Source organism: Streptococcus sp. IsoGale022 (genome assembly GCF_031142805.1).
GTDB classification, from domain to species: Bacteria; Bacillota; Bacilli; order Lactobacillales; family Streptococcaceae; genus Streptococcus; species Streptococcus sanguinis_A.
In genome coordinates, this window is the sequence record NZ_JAKZJI010000008.1 from 46,779 (window position 1) to 66,175 (window position 19,397).

Genomic DNA, 19,397 nt, shown 5'->3' on the forward strand with positions numbered 1-19,397 from the left:
TAAACTCTGGTGTTACACTCTTTATATTATAAGAAGTCTTCTCTTACCTGCTTAATCATAGCAGCAGCTTCTTTGGCAATCGCGTAGTCTCCCTCAGATAGAGGCTCTAACGGTGCTCGAACAGAACCAATATCCAAGTCCTCATTGAGACGAAGAATTTCTTTCATAACAGCATAGAGATTTGCGCGACCGCTGACCATCTTGTAAATCACACTATTAATCGCATGTTGCAGTTCTTTAGCACGATCCAGATCTTTGTCAATGATGAGTTGGTTGAGCTTGAGGAAGAGGTCCGGCATCACAGCATAGGTTCCGCCAATTCCGGCCTTAGCACCAATAACTCGACCGCTGATAAACTGTTCATCTGGACCATTAAAGACAATATGATCTTCCCCACCTTCTGCGACAAAAATTTGAATGTCTTGAGTCGGCATAGAAGAGTTTTTAACCCCAATAACTCGTGGATTTTTACGCATTTCTGCATAGAGGGCTGGTGTCAAGGTCGTTCCAGACAGCTGCGGAATATTGTAGATGACAAAGTCAGTATTCGGAGCCGCTGCACTCATATCGTTCCAGTACTTAGCGATAGAATAGTCCGGCAAACGGAAGTAAATAGGAGGAATAGCAGCGATGGCATCAACACCCAAACTTTCAGCATGCTTAGCCAGTTCCACACTGTCCTTAGTGTTATTGCAAGCCACATGAGCGATAACTGTCAGTTTGCCCTTAGCCACTTCCATGACATTTTCCAAAATTAATTTCCGGTCTGCTACACTGAGGTAAATACACTCACCAGAAGAACCATTAACATAGACACCCTTAACACCCTTATCAATAAAGTACTGAGTCAAAGCACGAACACGTTCTGGGCTTACTTCTCCTGCTTCATCATAACAAGCATAAAAAGCTGGAATGACACCTTCATATTTTTCTAATTTTGACATATTCTTCCTCTTTTCTATTCTTTCGTTGCGTCTGCAAACTTCCTTGTAATCAGCTGCGGCCGTGTAATGGCAGATCCTACTACCACACTAAAGGCTCCTAACTCTAGAACCCTTTTTACCTTTTCAGGACTATCAATATTTCCCTCAGCAATCAGAGGGTGCTGAATCCCAGCTAAAGCTTTTCGGATGATTTCAAAGTCATTGGCTTCAATCTTATCTCCCTCGCTCTGACTAGTATAGCCTACCAAGGTTGTTCCGATAAAATCAAATCCCATTCGATCTGCTTCCAGCATCTCGTCAAGAGTTGAACAATCAGCCATCAAAAGCTGCTGAGGATATTTTTCTTTGACTTTCTGGAAAAATGCTTTTAAACTCTCTCCTTGAGGTCTGCTGGAATTTGTCGCATCTAAAGCGATAATCTCCGGATGGGCTTCCATCAGCTCATCTACTTCTATCATAGTTGGTGTAATGAAAGCTTGGGCATCTGGATAATCTCTCTTGATAATCCCAATAACTGGCAAATCCACCGCTTCTTCAATAGCCTTGATGTCTATAACCGAGTTAGCCCGAATTCCGCTAGCACCTCCTTCTTTGGCCGCCACTGCCATACGAGCCATGATAAAGTCGCTATGTAATGGTTCGTTTGGTAGAGCCTGACACGACACAATTAACTTATGCCTCAACTCTTCCATTTGATTCCTATCCTCCTTACTCATTTATTGTAAGCCTTTACATTTATCATCTTAACATTTATTGCAATTAGTTTCAATATGATTTTACTTTTAGAAAGTACTTTCTTTTTAGGTATTACTTTTTATCTCAGTTTGAAACTTATACAGATGAATATGAATAAAATATTTATGTTTTCGTGGCTGTTCCAACATTTTTCTACAACTAAAAAGAACTAGGCAAATGCCTAGTCCCAGGGGGGAAGCAGTTTTGTAGACTTCCAGTCTTAAAGGAATCAAAGCTAACAAACACTACGCTCAACCAGCTTATTTAAAGGCCCAAATTCGAAGTTTAAATCAGCAGAGTGCCAATTAGCAAACCTCCGCCACTTGTTTATCCCAAAAGGTATCAAAATCGTCAGGCATTTCATCTCTTCCGCGATAATCTAACATTTCTTTAAATAAAGTAGGGTTTTTCATGTCTTATCCTCCCAACGATTCTTGAAACCTCTTTCATCATACCATATAAAGAGGAAGTTTTCAATAGGTTAATATATAGATTTTCTGTTTTTCTGAAATTTGTCGGACCTACTGCCTAAGAACCTATATGAAGCAGGAGCAGCAAATAAAACAAACTAAATCCTATGTTTAGGCCGGCTCCGTTAAGGTAGGGGTGTCCGATTCTCAGCTTTTCTACCAGTAATATAGTCAACAGACTGAGCGGTAAAGGAGTCAGCAGCCCCATATAAGCAGGCAATATTGTCTGACCGGTAACTATTAGCAGTGAGTAAACGAGCCAGCCTAGACCGGTCAGGGCGATAGCTGTCCGCCAGGTTATATCTAGAAATAGCACTGCTTCATTGATAAGCCCGCTGTCTTCGTCTGAGCAGACCTGTCCGTTGCTTCGTTTATAAGCCTTTTTACTGATGATCCCAACGTAGTAAAAGGCCACATGTGCCACCGGCGACAGGGCAAATCCAATTCCTAACAAGGCTATTGACAGATAGGCCCACAAGCCCTTATTTGTCAAACCAAAGAGAGCATAAAGCGAGACTAACATAAGAGGGATTGAGAAGTTAGCCACCAGAGCGCCCAGACGCAGCCGACCGACAGAGCCAGAAAGCATCAGCATAGCCAGATTCTTATTGCCAATCCGACTCTGCTCCGTAAAAGAGGCATAGCTTTCCTTGTCTACCTCAAAGCCAACCAGCAGAATATCCCCCAATAACCAGCAAAGACCACTCAACAGCCCAGCCCATAAAGATAAAAAAATCACATTACTCTCCTTTTTTCCATTGTCCCCTTATCTTAGCACAAAAACTCACTCAATCACAAGTAGTCAGAAGGTTTACGTCTTTTTACCCTAGCAAGTTCCTTTCATTAAGAGACCTAGCACTCACATCGCTCCATTCCTCAGCATCAATGTCTCTAAGCCCGGTTTCGACCAAAGGTCTTGCCTGGCTAATTGTTTCTTCAAGGTGGGCAGCTTTTGTCCCAAGGAACAAAACTGCATCCACTGCTCTATGATTCAACTTTGTCCTACGGCCCCGTTTCGTTAAGTTACCTAGAGCTCACGTCACTCCTCTCCTCAGCATCAATGTCTCTAAGCTCAGCTTCGACCAGAGGTCTTGCCTGGCTAAGACACATAGAAATATCCCCTACCAAATGGCAGGGGATGACCGACAAATTGTCTTATGATTGATTTAGGAAGCTACTCGCTTATTTGCGGCGTCCTGGGCGTTCCTTGTAACCATAGTATGCGTCTTCGATGATTTCCTGCATGTGGTCAACCATTGGAAGGCGTGGGTTGGCTGGAGAACATTGGTCTTCATAGGCAAGGAAGGCCAATTCACGTGAATGTTCTTTCCATTCTTTTTCGTCAATACCTTGAGCTTTGAAGTTCATTTGGATACCTACGCGCTCACCTAGTTCGTAAACAGCTTTTGCGTAAGATTCAACCCCTTCTTCTGGAGTAGAAGCTGGGAGTCCAAGCATGCGTGCGATATCTTGGTATTTTTCATCCGCACGGTAGTAGTTGTACTTAGGCCATGTCGCTGTCTTAGCTGGACGTGTACCGTTGTAGCGGATCACGTATGGCAGCAAGATCGCATTGGTACGACCGTGGATCGTATGGAACTGAGCACCAATCTTATGGGCCATAGAGTGGGAAATTCCCAGGAAGGCATTGGCAAAGGCCATACCAGCGATAGTAGAGGCATTGTGCATCTTTTCACGAGAGTGGAAATCAGCATTCTTAACAGAGCTTTCCAAGTTTTCAAAGACTAGTTTGATAGCTTGGAGAGCCAAACCATCTGTAAAGTCGCTGGCCATCTGAGATACATAAGCTTCTGTTGCGTGAGTCAGCACGTCCATACCAGTGTCCGCTGCGACAAATCCTGGAACAGTCAGTACCAGAGCTGGGTCTACGATGGCTACAGTTGGAGTCAGAGAGTAGTCAGCGATTGGGTACTTGCGGTTGTTAGCCTTGTCAGAGATAACGGCAAACGGTGTTACTTCTGAACCCGTACCAGATGTGGTTGGGATTGCGATAAACTTAGTCTTCTTACCAAGCAACGGGAATTTGAAGGCACGTTTACGGATATCCATGAATTTTTGCACAAGGTCACGGAAGTCCACTTCTGGTTGCTCATAGAAGAGCCACATTACTTTAGCTGCGTCCATTGGCGAACCACCACCAAGTGCAATGATTGTATCAGGTTTGAAGGTACGCATAATCTCTGTACCACGTTCAACGGTTGTGATATCTGGATCTGGTTCTACGTCTGCAAAGATTTGATAAACAACCTTATTACGACGAAGATCAAGTTGTTCGATGATACGATTTAGGAAACCAAGCTCTACCATAGCATGGTCTGTTACGATCATGACACGTTCTACATCGCGACATTTTTGCAGGTATTGGATAGAGTCACGCTCGAAGTAAGTTTTTGAAGGGAGTTTCATCCATTGCATATTATTTCTACGTCTTCCTACTTTTTTGATGTTCAAGAGATTCACAGCACTAACGTTATCACCAACTGAGTTGCGACCATAAGATCCACAGCCCAGAGTCAGTGATGGCAGGAAGGCATTATAAACATCCCCGATACCGCCGAAAGTAGAAGGTGAGTTGCAAATAACACGGATGGCACGAACAGCCTTACCAAATTCCTTGGTCAACTCTTCGTCCGCTGTATGGATAGCGGCTGAATGACCAAGACCATGGAATTCTACCATTTGACGAGCTTTTTCAACACCGTCTTCACGGGATTCAGACTTGAGCACAGCAATGACAGGTGACAGTTTTTCACGTGTCAATGGCTCTTTTTCACCAACTTCTTTACATTCTGCAGCCAAGATATTCGTATCTTCTGGCACGCTGAAACCTGCTTGCTCTGCAATCCAAGTAGCTGGCTTACCAACGATATCCGGATTGAGCTTAGCACCAGCACAGTTCTTGCTATTTGCCTTAGCACCGAAGCAGAATTCTTCCAACAGAGCTTTTTCTTTCTTATTTACAAAGTAAGTATGATAAGACTTGAACTCTTCTACAAATTCGTCATAAACTTCCTTATCAATGATAACGGCTTGCTCAGAGGCACAGACCATACCATTGTCAAAGGACTTAGACATAACGATATCGTGCGCTGCTTGACGGATATTAGCGGATTTTTCCACATAAGCTGGTACGTTTCCGGCACCAACCCCGAGAGCTGGCTTACCACATGAGTAAGCTGCCTTCACCATTGCATTACCACCTGTCGCAAGGATTGTTGCAATCCCTTCGTGGTTCATAAGGGCAGAAGTTGCTTCCATCGATGGCGCTGTAATCCACTGTACACAGTTTTCAGGCGCACCTGCTGCAATCGCTGCATCACGCACGATTTGCGCTGCATGAGCAGAAGATTCTTGAGCTGATGGGTGGAAAGCAAAGATGATCGGATTACGAGTCTTCAAAGAAATCAAAGATTTGAAAATCGCTGTTGAAGTCGGATTGGTAGTCGGTGTGATACCGCAGACAACACCCACTGGCTCTGCAATCAAGGTCAGTCCAGTCACATCATCTTCTTCAATAACGCCAACAGTCTTCGTATGACGCATATTATTCACAACGTGCTCACAAGCGAAAAGGTTTTTCGTTGCCTTGTCTTCAAAAACTCCGCGTCCTGTTTCTTCATAAGCGTGCAGGGCCAACTCACCGTGAGCATCCAAAGCTGCTACAGAGGCCTTGGCTACGATGTAGTCCACCTGTTCCTGATTCAGCTTTCTCATTTCCTCTAGTGCAGCCAGACCTTTTTGCACCAATTCATCGACATGCTTTTGCGCTGCCAAAGCCTTGGCTTCTTGTTCTACCGTTTTCTTCTTTTCAGCCATTCTATTCCTCCAATGGTTTTGCCTTAGGTTAGACGAAGAACTCTAACCTTTGTTAAATATTTCACAATTTAATTATAACCTATTTAATGATTTTTGTAAACACTTTCACTTAACATTCACAAACTTTTCTCTATTATTTTGTGAAATGTCATACAATATGCGCTGATTTGCCAGATTATTTTTGTCTATTTTGTGAAAAACTTTTTTAATTTTTTAGAGATTTCACATACTTTTTGTTTTCACACAATATATGAAAGCGCTTTCTTTGTTTAGATATAAAAAGCTCGGATAAACCGAGCTGATTATTTATGGTTTCACATTACCTGAATTGGCTTCATCTATGGCTTGCTTAATGGTATTGGCATAGAGAGTTCCCCCTTCAATGATGGACTCTGAGTTTGAGCCAAAGTGGACATAGTCTGTCCCTTCCCAAATCTGTGGGTTATCGATAGCAGTTTGATGCCAGTCAGCCACAAAGACATAGTCGTACTTCTTGGCTAATTCCAGTTCATACTCCCGCTGCTGAGCTAAAACACCGCCCTCTGAGCGACCGTCATAAGGAGTTACGAGAATCAGTTGATGCCCCTTAGGCAGGCTGGAAACATACTCATCTAAAAGCTCATTCGAGTAACCGGACGAATTGGTTCCAAGAGCCAGAACAACCTGCTTCTTCAGCACTCTATTAGCAATATCTGTCTTGTAGACCTCCAAGCCTGTACTCAGACTGCGACTAACGACAGTGTCTAGCTCGATTCCTGGTAAGATCTGCTGCAATTGATCGCTAGAGCGCAGGGCAACAGAGTCACCAATCATGGTAATCCCGTCCGCCACATTGTACTCAGTCGCCTTGGACTGATCAACCTGACTTCGAGTTGTCTGCATCTTAGTGTCAGCTTGATTCAGAGCATTGACAATCAAACTTTCCTCAAAAGCTCCTACCTTTGGTGCTGTCACCGAGATAAAGAACATAATCAAAGTCAGCGGAATCATACTGTAAAAGATTGGTCTGGTAAGAGATGACAGATCCATCTTGGTTCCCATGATAACTGGCTGACGACCAGCAAGAGTTGGCTCCAAGATGTAGAAAGACAAAGCTGCAAAAGTAAGAGACAGCAGCGTGGTCAAGAGAACAGCCAAGCCATTACCCATCAGCTGGGTAAAGATAATATAGAATGGCCAGTGGAAAAGATAAACACCGTAGCTGGTATCTGCGATAAAGTTGACAATGCCAGGCTCCTTCACATCAGGAAGCTTATCATGCAGCATCCTAGCTGCCAAAATCATCAGACAGGCCAAGGTGGTCGAAGTCAAGAACCCTACTAGATAGGTCCAAAGATTGTCAAACTTGAGCAGGAAGCTGAGCAAAAGCAAAATAGCTGCGCTGCCCCCCATAATTCCTAGTACTTGCTTGAGAGCCAGCTTTTGCTCCAGCATCTTAAAGCGACTGCTGACATGGCCAATACCAGACAAGGTCGCCAGAATGCTTCCTGCAAAGAAAGGAAAGATGTGGGTCAAACTTGAGAAATAAATATCAGAGTAATTCTTAGTGGTCAAAGCTCCAGCAAACATTGATACAAAGCTGACCAAAAAGAGACCTGCAGAAACCAGCGCGATCATGCCACGATAGCGGGCCGTTGACTTAGCAACCTTGCCCAAGCCCCAAGCGGCCAATCCCCACAGAACATAATAGTGCACTTCTAAAGCCAGACTCCAAGTGTGAATCAAGATGTGCGGCACAAACTGACTCTCATAACTGCCGCCTGAGAGCATTTCATAAAAGTTGGTCACAAAGCCCAAAGCAGCCGCAATCTGCGTCCCAATCCCAGCCACAAAATCCTTACGAATCAAGAGGGTAAAGGGCATAACGACCAAAATCATAAAGACCAGAGGCGGTACAATCCGATAAAAACGCCGTTTGAAAAAGCCTTGGATATCGATTTCTTTCCTCTTGGCAAACTCGTCAATCAGCAGAGCAGTAATCAAGAAACCAGAAAAGGTAAAGAAGATATCCACGCCAATAAAACCGCCAGGGAAAACGCCCTGGAAGTAATGATAAAGCAGAACTAGAAGCAGCCCCGTGATTCTGACGAGCGAAAACCATTTAATGCGCATTTTGATAAATTCCTTGTTTAAACGTTCCTTCATAAACGACATTGCCTTCTGTCGTTAGCTTTCCTTGTCCATCAGCCTGGCCCTTGCTGAAGTCCCCTTCATATTTCCAGCCAGCCTGCGAGGTAAAGGTCCCTTTGCCGTCAAAGATGCCATTGCGAAATTGACCGCTATAACTGTCCCCATTTTGAAAAGTCATAGTGCCCTGACCGTTCATCTTCCCGCGAACCAAGGTCCCGTCATACTTGATCTTCCCCTGATCCAGCGTTAAAACGCCCTTACCAGGAATCCCCGAAGTAAAGACCAGAATAGCTGACAGCACAATGACCGTTACAGCCAAAAGTTCTAAATTCTGCCGGGTCAGATAGACCTTGTATTTATCGTAAAATTCTTTTACTTTATCCATATTCCTATCCATCCAAACGCTCTAGCCACTTCTTGCAGCCAGCCAAGACCAAATCATAGGTTTGGTCAAAATCTCCTGTGTACCAAGGATCTGGCACACTTTCTTCTTCAAACTGATAAATTTTATGCTGAAAATCCTCAGGTGCCATCCGCTTCAAATCTCGGACATTGCTTTCATCCATACCGATGATGTAGTCAAAATCCGCAAAATCCGCTGGCGAAATCTGCTGAGAAGTCTTGTTCCTATCATAAGAAATGGCATATTTCTTAAAAATAGCCTGTGTTCCCCGATGAATGGGATTACCGTGCTCCCAGCTCGAGGTTGCCCGGCTCTCGATTTTCAGCTGGTCTGTTAAACTCTTCATAACAAACTCTGCCATCGGACTGCGGCAGATATTGCCCAAACATACAAATACAATTTTCTTCATAGAATACCTCGCTATCTATTATAACAAAATAATGGCAAAAACTAGCTCTGAATCGTTTACAGTTTCCTGATTCTCGTTGAAAACTGACAAGCCCTGCCCCTCTCATGTCTAAAAATAGCAAAAAAACCACCCATTTGGTGGCTTTTTGTAGGGAGATTATTTTTTAAAAAGAAAAAAGTTTTAGGAGTTAAGTTAATTTCTTAACTTGGTCATAGTATAATATCCATTCCTTAAAACTTCCTTAAAATAACTTAAAAATTTTACTCTTATCTTGTACCTATTTATCAGGATAGTGATATTCCAGCTGGGGCCAGCGTTTCTGCCAATTCTTCTTAGCCAAGCGCTCAGCATAGACGCGCTGGCGCTCCTTATTTTCAAGAAAATGAGGAGTCGGTCTGACCTGAAAATTTAAGATATCCTCCAAACCATAGGGAGCAAAAAGTTCCAGTTTGCCATTTGCCAACAAGCGCAGGCCAATGGCCGTGCAGCGCTCAGGATACTTACTCATGGCTTCGCAAGCATTTTTATAAGGCGCCGTTCCAGGACTATGGTGGTGCATATAGGCTTGATTTCTCAGTTCCCATCGATACTGTGGCCAGTCTGCCTTGAGCTTGGCTTCCAGCTCTATCGTCTCTGCCTCAGCATAACTCGGATCAAAGAAAATGACATCTACATCCGTATCTGAGTCAAAACCTGGTCGCTCTGACAGCATATTCCAGATAAAATTCCTCACACATCCAGCCGCTAACCAAGAATCCTTGAGCTCCAGACTGCGAATAATTTCCAAAATCGCTCGGATGTCTGGATCTTGACCTAGTCGGTCTAAAATCTCCTTTTCTGTCATCATTCCTTCATATACTCATATCCTAGATGCTCATAGGCCTTACGGGTAGCCACGCGCCCAGTCCGAGTTCGCATGACGAAGCCTTTCTGAATCAGGTAAGGCTCATACATGTCCTCCACTGTTTCACGCTCCTCAGCAATATTGACCGAGAGGGTTCCCAGCCCTACCGGACCGCCACCGTAGACCTCAATCATGGTCTTCAAAATCTTCTGATCCACATAGTCCAGCCCTTCCTGGTCCACATCCAGCATGGAGAGAGCCTGGTCGGTTATCTTATCATCAATCAGGCCATTGCCCATAATCTGTGCATAGTCTCGCACCCGCTTGAGCAAACGGTTGGCAATCCGCGGTGTGCCTCGGCTACGCAGAGCCAGCTCCTTCGCAGCCTTATGGGTAATATCCATCTCAAAAATCTCTGCCGTCCGCTCGACAATTTCTGTCAGGTCGTCCGCTTCATAATACTCCATATGACCAGTAATCCCAAAGCGAGCACGCAGAGGATTGGACAGCATGCCTGCCCGAGTGGTCGCCCCAATCAGAGTGAAAGGCGGCAAATCCAGATGGACGCTGCGACTGGTCTCGCCTGAGCCAATCATAATGTCGATGTAAAAGTCTTCCATAGCGCTGTACAGCACTTCCTCTACTGCCATTGGCAAGCGGTGAATTTCATCTATAAAGAGGACATCACCCGGTTCAAGGTCATTTAAGATCGCAACCAAATCACCGGACTTTTCAATCACCGGACCTGAAGTTTGCTTGAGATTAACACCTAGTTCATTGGCAATGACAAAGGCCATGGTCGTCTTTCCTAGACCCGGGGGACCAAAAAGCAGGGTATGGTCCAGCGCCTCATCCCTCAGCTTAGCCGCTTCAATAAAAATCTCCAGTTGGTCCTTGACCTTGTCCTGACCGATATACTCCTGTAAATACTGGGGACGCAAGGTGCGCTCCACCAATTCCTCATCGCCCATTAATTCATTATCTAAAATTCTACTCATAGAACTATTATAGCAGAAAATAAGGCAGAGGAAGTAAATCTAATTCGCGTCTGAACACAAAAAAAGACCACCGGATTGGGTGGCCTTTATGGGAGATTATTATGAAAAAGTTTAGGATTTCTATCAAATAAAGTTAGGAGGTCTTCATTTGATACTCATAGTATACTGCCCCTAACTTAAAGAAACCTTAACTTTGTATAACGTATCCTTTAAAATTTAACATTTGAGTTACAATCCGATAAACTTCCTGTCTTATTCTAAAATTTGAGTAAAAAAAGACCACCGGATTGGGTGGCCTTTATGGGAGATTATTATGAAAAAGTTTAGGATTATCAAACAAAGTTAGGGGGCTTCATTTGATAAAAATAAGTATAGCAGCCTTAGCTTAAGAAAAACTTAAAGTAAAATTCAGTTAGCAAAAAAGATTTTGCTTTTGATTGTGGAGGCTTTTCCCTTGCTTAAAATTAGCTACTTATGGAAACATAGTCGCTGAAAACTGGACAAAGAAAAACGGCAGAAGGAGGTACTGCCGTTTTCTGTGCTCTTTCGCGATTGTTTCTTTATAATGTTGCTGTTACGTCAGCAAAATACACCGTCCTGCTGGTAAAAATCTGACCGGCTTTGAGAATGACATCCGACTGTTGGCTGCTGTGAATGGCATCCGGCAGAGCCTGGGCTTCCATAGCCAAGCCATTATGCTGAATCATAGGCTGTCCGCCAAACTGAACAGAATCCTCCACGCAATTTGCTGAATAAATCACTAGGCAGGGCGCCTGAGTCTCAATAGTCAGGCGGCGGCCCGATGCTGGATGATAGAGTGTGCCTGCATGGTCTCGGCTTGGGTTTAGCGCAAAAGGATGATCCAAGCCAGATACCAGCTGGATTTGCTCGTCTGACGCAGCGAAAATTTCTTTAAGGGAAGCGCCCTTGGTCAGCTTCTTGACAAAGTCGCGCTCTGCATCAGCCTTTTTATCAGGAAGGCCGTCAGCTGCGATAGGATAGACACCATCGGTATTGAGCTGCAGGATATGGTCATCAATGGGCTGATTGAAACGACCAGACAGGTTGAAGTAGCTGTGGTTGGTCGGATTGACCAAGGTATCCTGATCTGTCTGGGCCTGATAAGAAATTTCCAGCTTGCCCTTCTCTGTCAGGGTATAGGAAACCCAGATTTTCAGATTGCCAGGAAAGCCGCCAGTTCCGTCAGTCCGCTCTGTGTAAAAGATAAGTCCGTCATTACTGACTTCCTCTACTTCAAAAACTGCATTGTCCCAGCCGCTGGATCCACTATGGTTACAGTTTAGGCCATTATTGGCCTCTAGCTTAAAGGTCTGGCCATTCAGCTCAAAAGTTGCACCAGCAATACGCCCAGCGACTGGACCAATACTGGCTCCGTGCTTGGGACTGTTTCCAATATAATCCTCAAACCGATTAAACCCGACGACGATATTGTCAAAGTGATTATCCTTATCAGGAGTAACATACTGGACGACAGTTGCTCCGTAGTTCATGACTGTCAGACGATAGCCTCGATCGTTTTCAAAGGTATAAGCCAGAATCTCCTGACTGCCCAGCTTGCCAAAAATGGATTCTCGGTAAGATTTCATACCAAACCTCTTTTATCTATCCTGTTAAAAATCACGAACTTGCCAAGTCCTGTCTTCAAAAGGCAGGTCAAGCTTGTCCACCCAAGACACTGCTGTTTGGCGCAAGACTTGATTAAGATACTCGATATTCTGACGACCTGTCTCGTCCAGCCACGCTCGAGCTGCTGCAGCTCCCTCTTGGGCAAAGACTGAGACCGCATCCTTCCAGGTAGCCCGTCCGCACAGAACTCCGTTAAACTGTGAGCCCGCTTCATGGGCTAGCCGCAGCGTTTCTTGGAAAAGCTCGGCACTGACACCAGCGCTGAGGAAGATGAAAGGCAAGTGCGTCGCATCTGACTGTTCTTTAAAGAAAGCTTGGGCTTCCGTCACGCTGTAGACTGGCTCAACTCCTTCTTTGGTGAAGCCCTCGACAAAGTTCATATTGACTGGCACTTCAACCTTTAAGACATCTACATGATAACGGGGATCTGAAAAGAGCTTGACTGCCCCGTTGACCTTATGCGGCTTAAGCTTGGCATAGTTAGCGTCCAAGACGCTGTCACTCTTGGCATCATAGGTCAGAATCTCCAGAAAATAAGGAATGTCCTCAGCTAAGCATTCACTGCCCACGCGCTCAACCCAAGCCTGCTTGATATCGTTGATTTCTGGTTTGTCGTCCACATCATAGTAAATCAAGACCTTGACAGCATCTGCGCCCATGTCTCGTATGCGACTAGCTGACCAGTTTGGCAGCAAGTCCGGCAGGCGCCCCTCCGATGTCGCATCATAGCCAGTCTTCTCGTAGGCCACTATCAGCCCGCAGGACGCATCTCGCAGTTCTGCTGCCGGCAGACCGAACTCTGGATCCAGCAGGATGGAGCTGGCATAGGGCGTCAACTGACTGGAGATTAATTCTTTAAACTGAACCAGGGCTTGATCACCAGAAGGCACATCTTCTCCTCTGGCCAGCATTTTCTTGAGCGATCCACGCTGGTCAATGGCTAAAGCCCCGATAATCCCCTGCTCGTCTGACAATTTTCTCAAGTGGCTTACTTTTTTGTGGCTGATTTTTAATTTCTCCATAACTTTTCCTTTTCTTACTGTCCAAGAGAGTGAATGATAACTCCCTGTACTACGCGATTGACCGTTCCTGTCGGAGACGGTGTGTCAGGACGGTTCTTGACCTTGAGCGAGGACAAAAGGGCAAAGAGCTGAGCGTAAACGATGTAGGGGAAGATGCGATAGCTATCTTCTAGAGGCTCTTGGGTACTTAGCACTACTTGCTCAACTCCTTCCAACTGCTCCTCCCGGTCAGTCAGCAAGACCAGTCCGCGGACAATCCCGTCACCAGCTACTTCCTGCACCAAGTCCAAATCATAAGCCTTGGTATAGGCATCTGCCGAACCAAAGACCAGAACAACTGTGTCTTGGTTAATCAGCGACTTAGGTCCATGCCGGAAACCGACTGGGCTTTCGTACATGGTCGCAATTTGGCCAGCTGTCAGCTCTAAAATCTTAAGCTGGGCTTCATGTGCCAAACCAAAGAAAGGCCCTGCCCCCAGATAAATGACCCTGCTGAAATCCAAATCAACCAGCTGCTGCACATCTGCAACTCGTTCCAAAACATCCTGACTGAGCTGAATCAGAGCCGCAACCTTGGCTTCTTTCTGAGCTAGATCAGCCCGATCAAAGACCAAAAGGGCTGTCAACATCATAGAGCTGAAGCTAGAAGTCATGGCAAAGCCAGCATCATTAGAAGCTTCTGGCTGCAGGAGCAAAAGATTCTTTTCATCATCTTGGGCCTGCTGGGCTAGCTTGCCTTGGGCAGCACAGGTAATGGTAATCTGATACAAGTCATCCACCAACTGCTTGGCCAAGTCCACAGTCGCTACACTTTCTGGGGAATTTCCGCTGCGAGCAAAGGAAACCAGCACTGTCGGCACTTGTCTCTTCAGATGTACCAAGGGGTTGGCCACGATATCTGTCGTCGCAATAGCGTTGAAATTCCATTTGCGCTCATCATAAATCTGCCTGAAATAAGGCGTCAAAGTATCTCCGACGTAGGCTGATGAGCCGGCTCCGGCAAAAATGACCTTGATGTAGTCATGTTTGTCCTCGATTTTTTTCAGAAAAGCAGCGATATCTGCGGCCAGAGCCTTATAACTGTCAAAAGCTTCCTGCCAGACCTCAGGCTGCTGGTAGATTTCTCTCGTTGTGATGTCAGCCCCTAGACGCTGCAATTCTTCCTGTGAATAATCTAACATTCTCTTTCTCATTCCTTTCCATCATTTGAAAAAAGGGGGAGCGAGACAGAAATCCAGAAAATCAAAGATTTTCGGCTCGCTGTCCCACCCCCGCGACGATGGCTAGGTTTGAAATATGCTTTTAACAAGCTTTTTCAAACCAGACAGCAACTGCATTTTGCAATGCTGAACCATCCATTTCCCTAGGCTAAGAGGCATCTCCCAAATTCCTCTTAGACCAGTATGCTTGAATCATCCACTGTGGCTTGGCCTTACCTATCAGCAGTCTCCCATCTGCTGACAGCGCAAGGACTTGACCTAACTAGAAGTGGCTGTTCAAGCTTTTATTCATCTTCATCATCCATTAGGCCAGCTAGAACATCATTGACCTTAACAATATTCTCTGCTGCCTTGGATGGATAGCTGACTTCTGCTCCTGTCAAAGAAGCGTTAATAAACTCAATGACCATGGGCAGATTGACCCCCGCATAAAGCTCGATATCCTGTCCTTCCATAATGAAGCGGCTGACTACATTACAAGGAGTGCCCCCCAAGAGATCCGCAAAAACCAAGTAATCCTCAAAATCTTTGACCGTTTCTAAGAATTTAGCTGCAAAATCTTCTGGGCCTTCCTCCGGAAGCAGGGCTACTGCATGGATGTCTTCCTGAGGCCCCATAATCATTTCCGTAGTTGTTTTCAGCTCTTCACAAAAGCGACCGTGGCTGACTAAAACTAATTTCTTACTCATAAATTACTCCATTACTCTGGTACTTGTCCCAGCAGGAAGTAGCCGATAGCAGAGAAGCTTACTGCCATGATAATGATAATGAAGATAGCCTTAGTAGAGTTCATTCCTTTCTTGCCCAAGAGCCAGAAGATAAAGCCCGTAAAGACTGCTGGAATCAAACGCGGGAAGATAAGGTTGAGCATATCTTGGAAATCAATAGCTTTTTCACCAATCTTCAGCACCCATGATACTTCAAAGTTAATCATAGTCGCAATCAAACCACCCACCATGAAGATACCCAGTACAGAAGCCGCTTCAACAAGAGCTGTCAAAGTACTTTGCATGTTGGTGATGAGATTGACCCCTTCTTTGTAGGCAAATTCTAACTGTTTCCAACGGAAAATATCATAAGCAACTGCTACAGCAATCCAAAGGAAAATTCCCCAAGGCTGACCTGCGATAGCCATGGTAGCAGCGATAGATCCCATGATAGCTGGCACAAGAGAGCCAAAGATAGAGTCTCCAAGAGGAGCAAACGGCCCCATAAGACCTGTCTTGATACCATTGACCGCATCTTTTGATTTAACCCCGTCTTTTTCTTCCATAGCTAGGTCAAAACCTGCAATAATGGTGTGGAAGAAAGGTGATGTATTGAAGAATTGCGTATGCAATTTCATCATTTCTTTCAATTCTGGAGTGCCGTCACCGTACATTTTACGCAGCTGAGGCAGGAGCATGTAGAGATAGCCAGAACCTTGCATCCGCTCGTAGTTCCAGCCTAATTGGAAAGTGAACAAGCTGCGTTTGTTGATTTGTTTAAAATCTTCTTTTGTTAATTTATAATTAGAGTTCGTCATCTTCAATTTCCTCACTTTCTGATTTTGTGCTAGCAGCTGGAGCAGCAGCTACTGTTCTTTGGCTGTATTTGAAATGCTGTACTGCAAGGAAGATACCAAAGATAGCTACACCAATCATAGACAAGCTTTTGAAGTTATTGGCAAATGTGATCGCAGCATCTTTTGGAAGAGTTCCAACAATACTAGATACAGCCCCACCCAAAGTTTGAATGTTTGAGTAAAGCACAGTCAGCATAGCTGTCAAGCCAAAACCAAGAGCTAGGTAATGAAGATTGCGTTTAACTGGAAGGTAACGAAGCAAGATGGCAAACCCGAGTCCTGGAAGCATACGACCAGCCAGTGTTAAACCTGCAGCTAGCCATTTCACACCAGCAACACCATCTACTATCGCTTCAACAAATGTTCCACCAAATGCTAGAGCCAGAAAGACTGGAAGGGCACGAGACAAAGCCCAAGGAAGTGCACCTAAGAGATAGTTGCGTTCAATACCTTTATAGTCGAAGCGTTCAACTGCTGCATCCACACGGTGCGCGAAATAAGTCGTTGTCATACGGCCTAAGATATCAAAGTAAGTTAGCAAAGTTGCTACCGGTACTGCGATTGTCGCAATAGCCAATTCTGGCTTATACCCTTGCGCAACTGAAAAGGCTGTTGCAAGAACGGCGCCTGATGTTGCGTCAATACGAGAAGCCCCACCAAATGTTCCGACACCAAGAACGAACAATTGCAGGCTACCACCGATAAACAAACCGGTTGTCAAATCACCCATAATCAAGCCAGTAATGAATCCAGCAAATACAGGGGATCCTGCTGACGAAACGATGGTCAACTCATCACAGATTTGATAAGCTGAGTACAAAGTGAGTAGTAAAATTTGCCACCATTGTATCATAACAATGTCCTCCTAAAATTTTGTCTTATTTTAATAACTTCATGAAATCCTCAACCGGATCGTTGGGAACCATTTGCGCTGTCAGTTTTACTCCTTTTTCATGAAGCTTGTGAAAGGCTTCAACATCTGCATCTACCACATTGATAGAGCGGGTAATGGAGCGAGTTTCGTCTGACTGAGACATATTGCCGACGTTCAGCGTTTCCAGCGGAACACCAGCTTCGACCAACCGCAGGAAGCGGTCTGGCTTGCGGGCGACAATCAAGAGTCGCTGCGAATCATACTTGCCAGCTAAGATATTTTCTGCTGCCTTAGCAATCGGTAAGACACTTAGTTTCACACCAGCTGGCGTTGCGAGCTTGAGCCCGCTCTTTTCGATAGCATTTTCAGCTACCTCATCGTCAATCACCATAATGCGTGAAATGTTAAGCTTGGTAGTCCAAAGATTGGCTACCTGTCCATGGATCAAACGTCCATCGATACGTGCACCTACTATTGTCATAGATTTTCCCCCTTTATTGTTTTAAATGTAGGTTTGTTAACTAAGTGAATGGTTTCGCTGTAGATCCCTTCTGTCTCAAAGATAATGATGCGATTGTCGCCCTCTCTGAGCAGGCTGTGCGGGATATAGAGCGATAGGGTCGGTCCGACATTCCAGAAACGGCCAATGCTGACACCGTTGACAAAGACAACACCCTTGCCAAAGTCAGACAGATCCAGGTAAGTATCTTTAAGCGCTTTCATTTTGAAGTCAAAAGCGTAAAAAGCTGGTTGATTTTCCTGCCACCCTTTTGAAAAGTCGATTTTTTCTGGATGGTCCAGCGGCAATGGATAATGCTGCCAGTCAAGCAGGAAGTGCAGGTCCTTGCAGACACCGGTACGGATGCCTTTTTGCTGGGTATCTGCCAAGAGCTTGTGGCCATAATTGACCCGGCCCATATTTTCCATCAAAATATCAATCTGGTGCTCTGCCTTTTTCTGGCCGTCCACCATGATATCCTGACCGATTTCTGTCTGGTACTGGGTTGCTATGTGCTGACCGTCCACATAGAGCTGCATACGGTCGCGGCCGTCAATGACACGGAGCCTTTCCTGATTAGCATCCCAACTAGCCCAAGTCCGATAGAGCAGGTAGCCGACATTTTGCCCCAGCTCCTCCATCTTCATCGGATAGAGACTTTCGATAGGCTGAGCCAAGTCAGGCAGTGTCTCAAAGAGACTAACTTTCTGACTGAGCGGGATATTCCTGAGTTCAAAAGACTCTTTCACCAGCGGCTCCATCTGTGGATACTCTGGATAATGCTCTTTCAGCATCCTCTGGACTGCATAGTACTTGTCCGTCGGATTGCCACGCTCATCGAGTAGAGCATCATAGTCATAGGAAGTTACCTGTGGCAGGTCAATGACCCCTCTGGCCGAACAGCCGTTCATAAAGCCAAAGTTGGTACCGCCATGAAACATATAGAGATTGATTGAGCCCTGCTGGAGCACTTCGTGAACAGCTTGAGCCAGCTCGTCTGGATCTCGCTTGATGATAGGTTCTTTCCAGCGATTGAACCAGCCATCCCAGAACTCCATACACATGAGCGGCCACTTTTTGCCATGCTCGTCAAAGAATTCCTGCATCTGGGCAAAATTGTAATCTGCCTTGGAGCCGAAATTCCCCGTCACAAAGACATCATCATCAATCAATGTACCAGCTTGAAGCGTTGCCCGCCAAGGTCCGTCTGAAGTAAAGAGCGGACAGGTTACACCTCGTTCTTCCATGAGCTGTCTGATTGCTCTTAGGTAGGCCTTGTCTTCTCCATAAGAACCGTACTCATTTTCCACCTGCATCATGAGGATATTTCCCCCATTATCCAGCAGCCTTGGAGTCAGTCGAGGCAGCAGCTGGTCATAATAGCTGGCCACGGCCTGCAGAAAGGCCTCATCTGATGAGCGGATGCGCATATTTTCATTGAGCAGCCAGGCCGGCAGACCACCGAACTCCCACTCCGCGCAGATAAAAGGCGAAGGGCGGATAATGGCATAAAGTCCCAAATCCTGAGCTGTCTGTAAAAATGCCTCAATATCTAAAATCCCTTGGAAGTTAAAGACACCTTTTTGGGGTTCGTGCATATTCCAGGGAAGATAAGTCTCCACTGTGTTAAAGCCCAGAGCTTTGAGATTATAAAGGGAATGATACCAATCTTCAGGCTGTACCCGAAAATAGTGAATGGCTCCCGATAAAATCTTAAACTCCCGATCATCCAAACAGAAGGAATGACCAATTTTGAATCTTGCCATCTAATGTTCCCTCAGGTATAAAACCGCTTTCATCT

General features: G+C 45.2%; 19 protein-coding genes. All 19 read right to left on the minus strand.

Going from position 1 to position 19,397, the window contains the following annotated elements; genetic code table 11:
- Positions 1-26: 26 nt before the first annotated feature.
- The 19 genes from RG608_RS05725 to RG608_RS05820 all read right to left on the minus strand — a co-directional run bounded on the left by RG608_RS05725 (position 27) and on the right by RG608_RS05820 (position 19,362).
- Entirely contained in the window at positions 27-944 is a 918-nt protein-coding gene (locus RG608_RS05725; RefSeq protein WP_002908446.1) for a dihydrodipicolinate synthase family protein, read from the minus strand.
- A gap of 14 nt (positions 945-958) precedes the next feature.
- Positions 959-1,660 (minus strand): N-acetylmannosamine-6-phosphate 2-epimerase, encoded by a 702-nt coding sequence (locus RG608_RS05730; protein ID WP_308946698.1) that lies wholly within the window; start codon positions 1,658-1,660, stop codon positions 959-961.
- A gap of 324 nt (positions 1,661-1,984) precedes the next feature.
- Complete coding sequence (locus RG608_RS05735) at positions 1,985-2,092, minus strand: acetylxylan esterase (protein WP_268687877.1); 108 nt, start codon at positions 2,090-2,092, stop codon at positions 1,985-1,987.
- Positions 2,093-2,207: 115 nt separating this feature from the next.
- Positions 2,208-2,888 carry a DUF6796 family protein gene (locus RG608_RS05740; protein WP_308946699.1) on the minus strand — a complete coding sequence of 227 codons (681 nt, stop codon included), beginning with the start codon at positions 2,886-2,888 and terminating at the stop codon, positions 2,208-2,210.
- 82 nt (positions 2,889-2,970) lie between these two features.
- Positions 2,971-3,129, minus strand: coding sequence for a shikimate dehydrogenase (locus RG608_RS05745; RefSeq protein WP_268687900.1), 159 nt, complete (start codon positions 3,127-3,129; stop codon positions 2,971-2,973).
- Between the two features lie 202 nt (positions 3,130-3,331).
- Positions 3,332-5,986: a bifunctional acetaldehyde-CoA/alcohol dehydrogenase gene (gene adhE, locus RG608_RS05755; RefSeq protein WP_268687875.1), complete on the minus strand. Its 2,655-nt coding sequence runs from the start codon at positions 5,984-5,986 to the stop codon at positions 3,332-3,334.
- A gap of 306 nt (positions 5,987-6,292) precedes the next feature.
- On the minus strand, positions 6,293-8,098 hold the full coding sequence (locus RG608_RS05760) for an acyltransferase family protein (protein WP_308946705.1): 1,806 nt from the start codon (positions 8,096-8,098) through the stop codon (positions 6,293-6,295).
- A complete protein-coding gene (locus RG608_RS05765; RefSeq protein ID WP_002907692.1) occupies positions 8,088-8,513 on the minus strand; it encodes an MORN repeat-containing protein in 426 nt (141 codons plus the stop codon). The genes RG608_RS05760 and RG608_RS05765 overlap by 11 nt, the downstream gene beginning before the upstream one ends.
- The gene (locus RG608_RS05770; RefSeq protein WP_268687873.1) at positions 8,506-8,928 is read right to left on the minus strand and encodes a low molecular weight protein-tyrosine-phosphatase; all 423 of its coding nucleotides are present in this window, start codon (positions 8,926-8,928) and stop codon (positions 8,506-8,508) included. The genes RG608_RS05765 and RG608_RS05770 overlap by 8 nt, the downstream gene beginning before the upstream one ends.
- A 277-nt stretch (positions 8,929-9,205) precedes the next feature.
- Entirely contained in the window at positions 9,206-9,775 is a 570-nt protein-coding gene (locus tag RG608_RS05775; RefSeq protein ID WP_268687872.1) for a nucleotidyltransferase family protein, read from the minus strand.
- Entirely contained in the window at positions 9,772-10,770 is a 999-nt protein-coding gene (gene ruvB, locus RG608_RS05780) for a Holliday junction branch migration DNA helicase RuvB (RefSeq protein ID WP_268687871.1), read from the minus strand. The genes RG608_RS05775 and ruvB overlap by 4 nt, the downstream gene beginning before the upstream one ends.
- Positions 10,771-11,330: 560 nt before the next feature.
- Entirely contained in the window at positions 11,331-12,377 is a 1,047-nt protein-coding gene (locus tag RG608_RS05785) for an aldose epimerase family protein (protein WP_268687870.1), read from the minus strand.
- A gap of 24 nt (positions 12,378-12,401) precedes the next feature.
- Entirely contained in the window at positions 12,402-13,439 is a 1,038-nt protein-coding gene (gene lacD, locus RG608_RS05790) for a tagatose-bisphosphate aldolase (protein WP_268687869.1), read from the minus strand.
- 14 nt (positions 13,440-13,453) lie between these two features.
- A complete protein-coding gene (locus RG608_RS05795; RefSeq protein WP_268687868.1) occupies positions 13,454-14,632 on the minus strand; it encodes an SIS domain-containing protein in 1,179 nt (392 codons plus the stop codon).
- A gap of 311 nt (positions 14,633-14,943) precedes the next feature.
- On the minus strand, positions 14,944-15,348 hold the full coding sequence (locus RG608_RS05800) for a PTS sugar transporter subunit IIA (RefSeq protein WP_002894390.1): 405 nt from the start codon (positions 15,346-15,348) through the stop codon (positions 14,944-14,946).
- 11 nt (positions 15,349-15,359) lie between these two features.
- Complete coding sequence (locus RG608_RS05805) at positions 15,360-16,184, minus strand: PTS system mannose/fructose/sorbose family transporter subunit IID (protein WP_002928701.1); 825 nt, start codon at positions 16,182-16,184, stop codon at positions 15,360-15,362.
- Entirely contained in the window at positions 16,171-17,076 is a 906-nt protein-coding gene (locus tag RG608_RS05810) for a PTS mannose/fructose/sorbose/N-acetylgalactosamine transporter subunit IIC (RefSeq protein WP_268687867.1), read from the minus strand. The genes RG608_RS05805 and RG608_RS05810 overlap by 14 nt, the downstream gene beginning before the upstream one ends.
- A gap of 25 nt (positions 17,077-17,101) precedes the next feature.
- Entirely contained in the window at positions 17,102-17,578 is a 477-nt protein-coding gene (locus tag RG608_RS05815; RefSeq protein WP_002898809.1) for a PTS system mannose/fructose/N-acetylgalactosamine-transporter subunit IIB, read from the minus strand.
- A complete protein-coding gene (locus tag RG608_RS05820; protein ID WP_268687866.1) occupies positions 17,575-19,362 on the minus strand; it encodes a beta-galactosidase family protein in 1,788 nt (595 codons plus the stop codon). Before RG608_RS05820 ends, RG608_RS05815 begins: the two co-directional genes overlap by 4 nt.
- Positions 19,363-19,397: the final 35 nt, after the last annotated feature.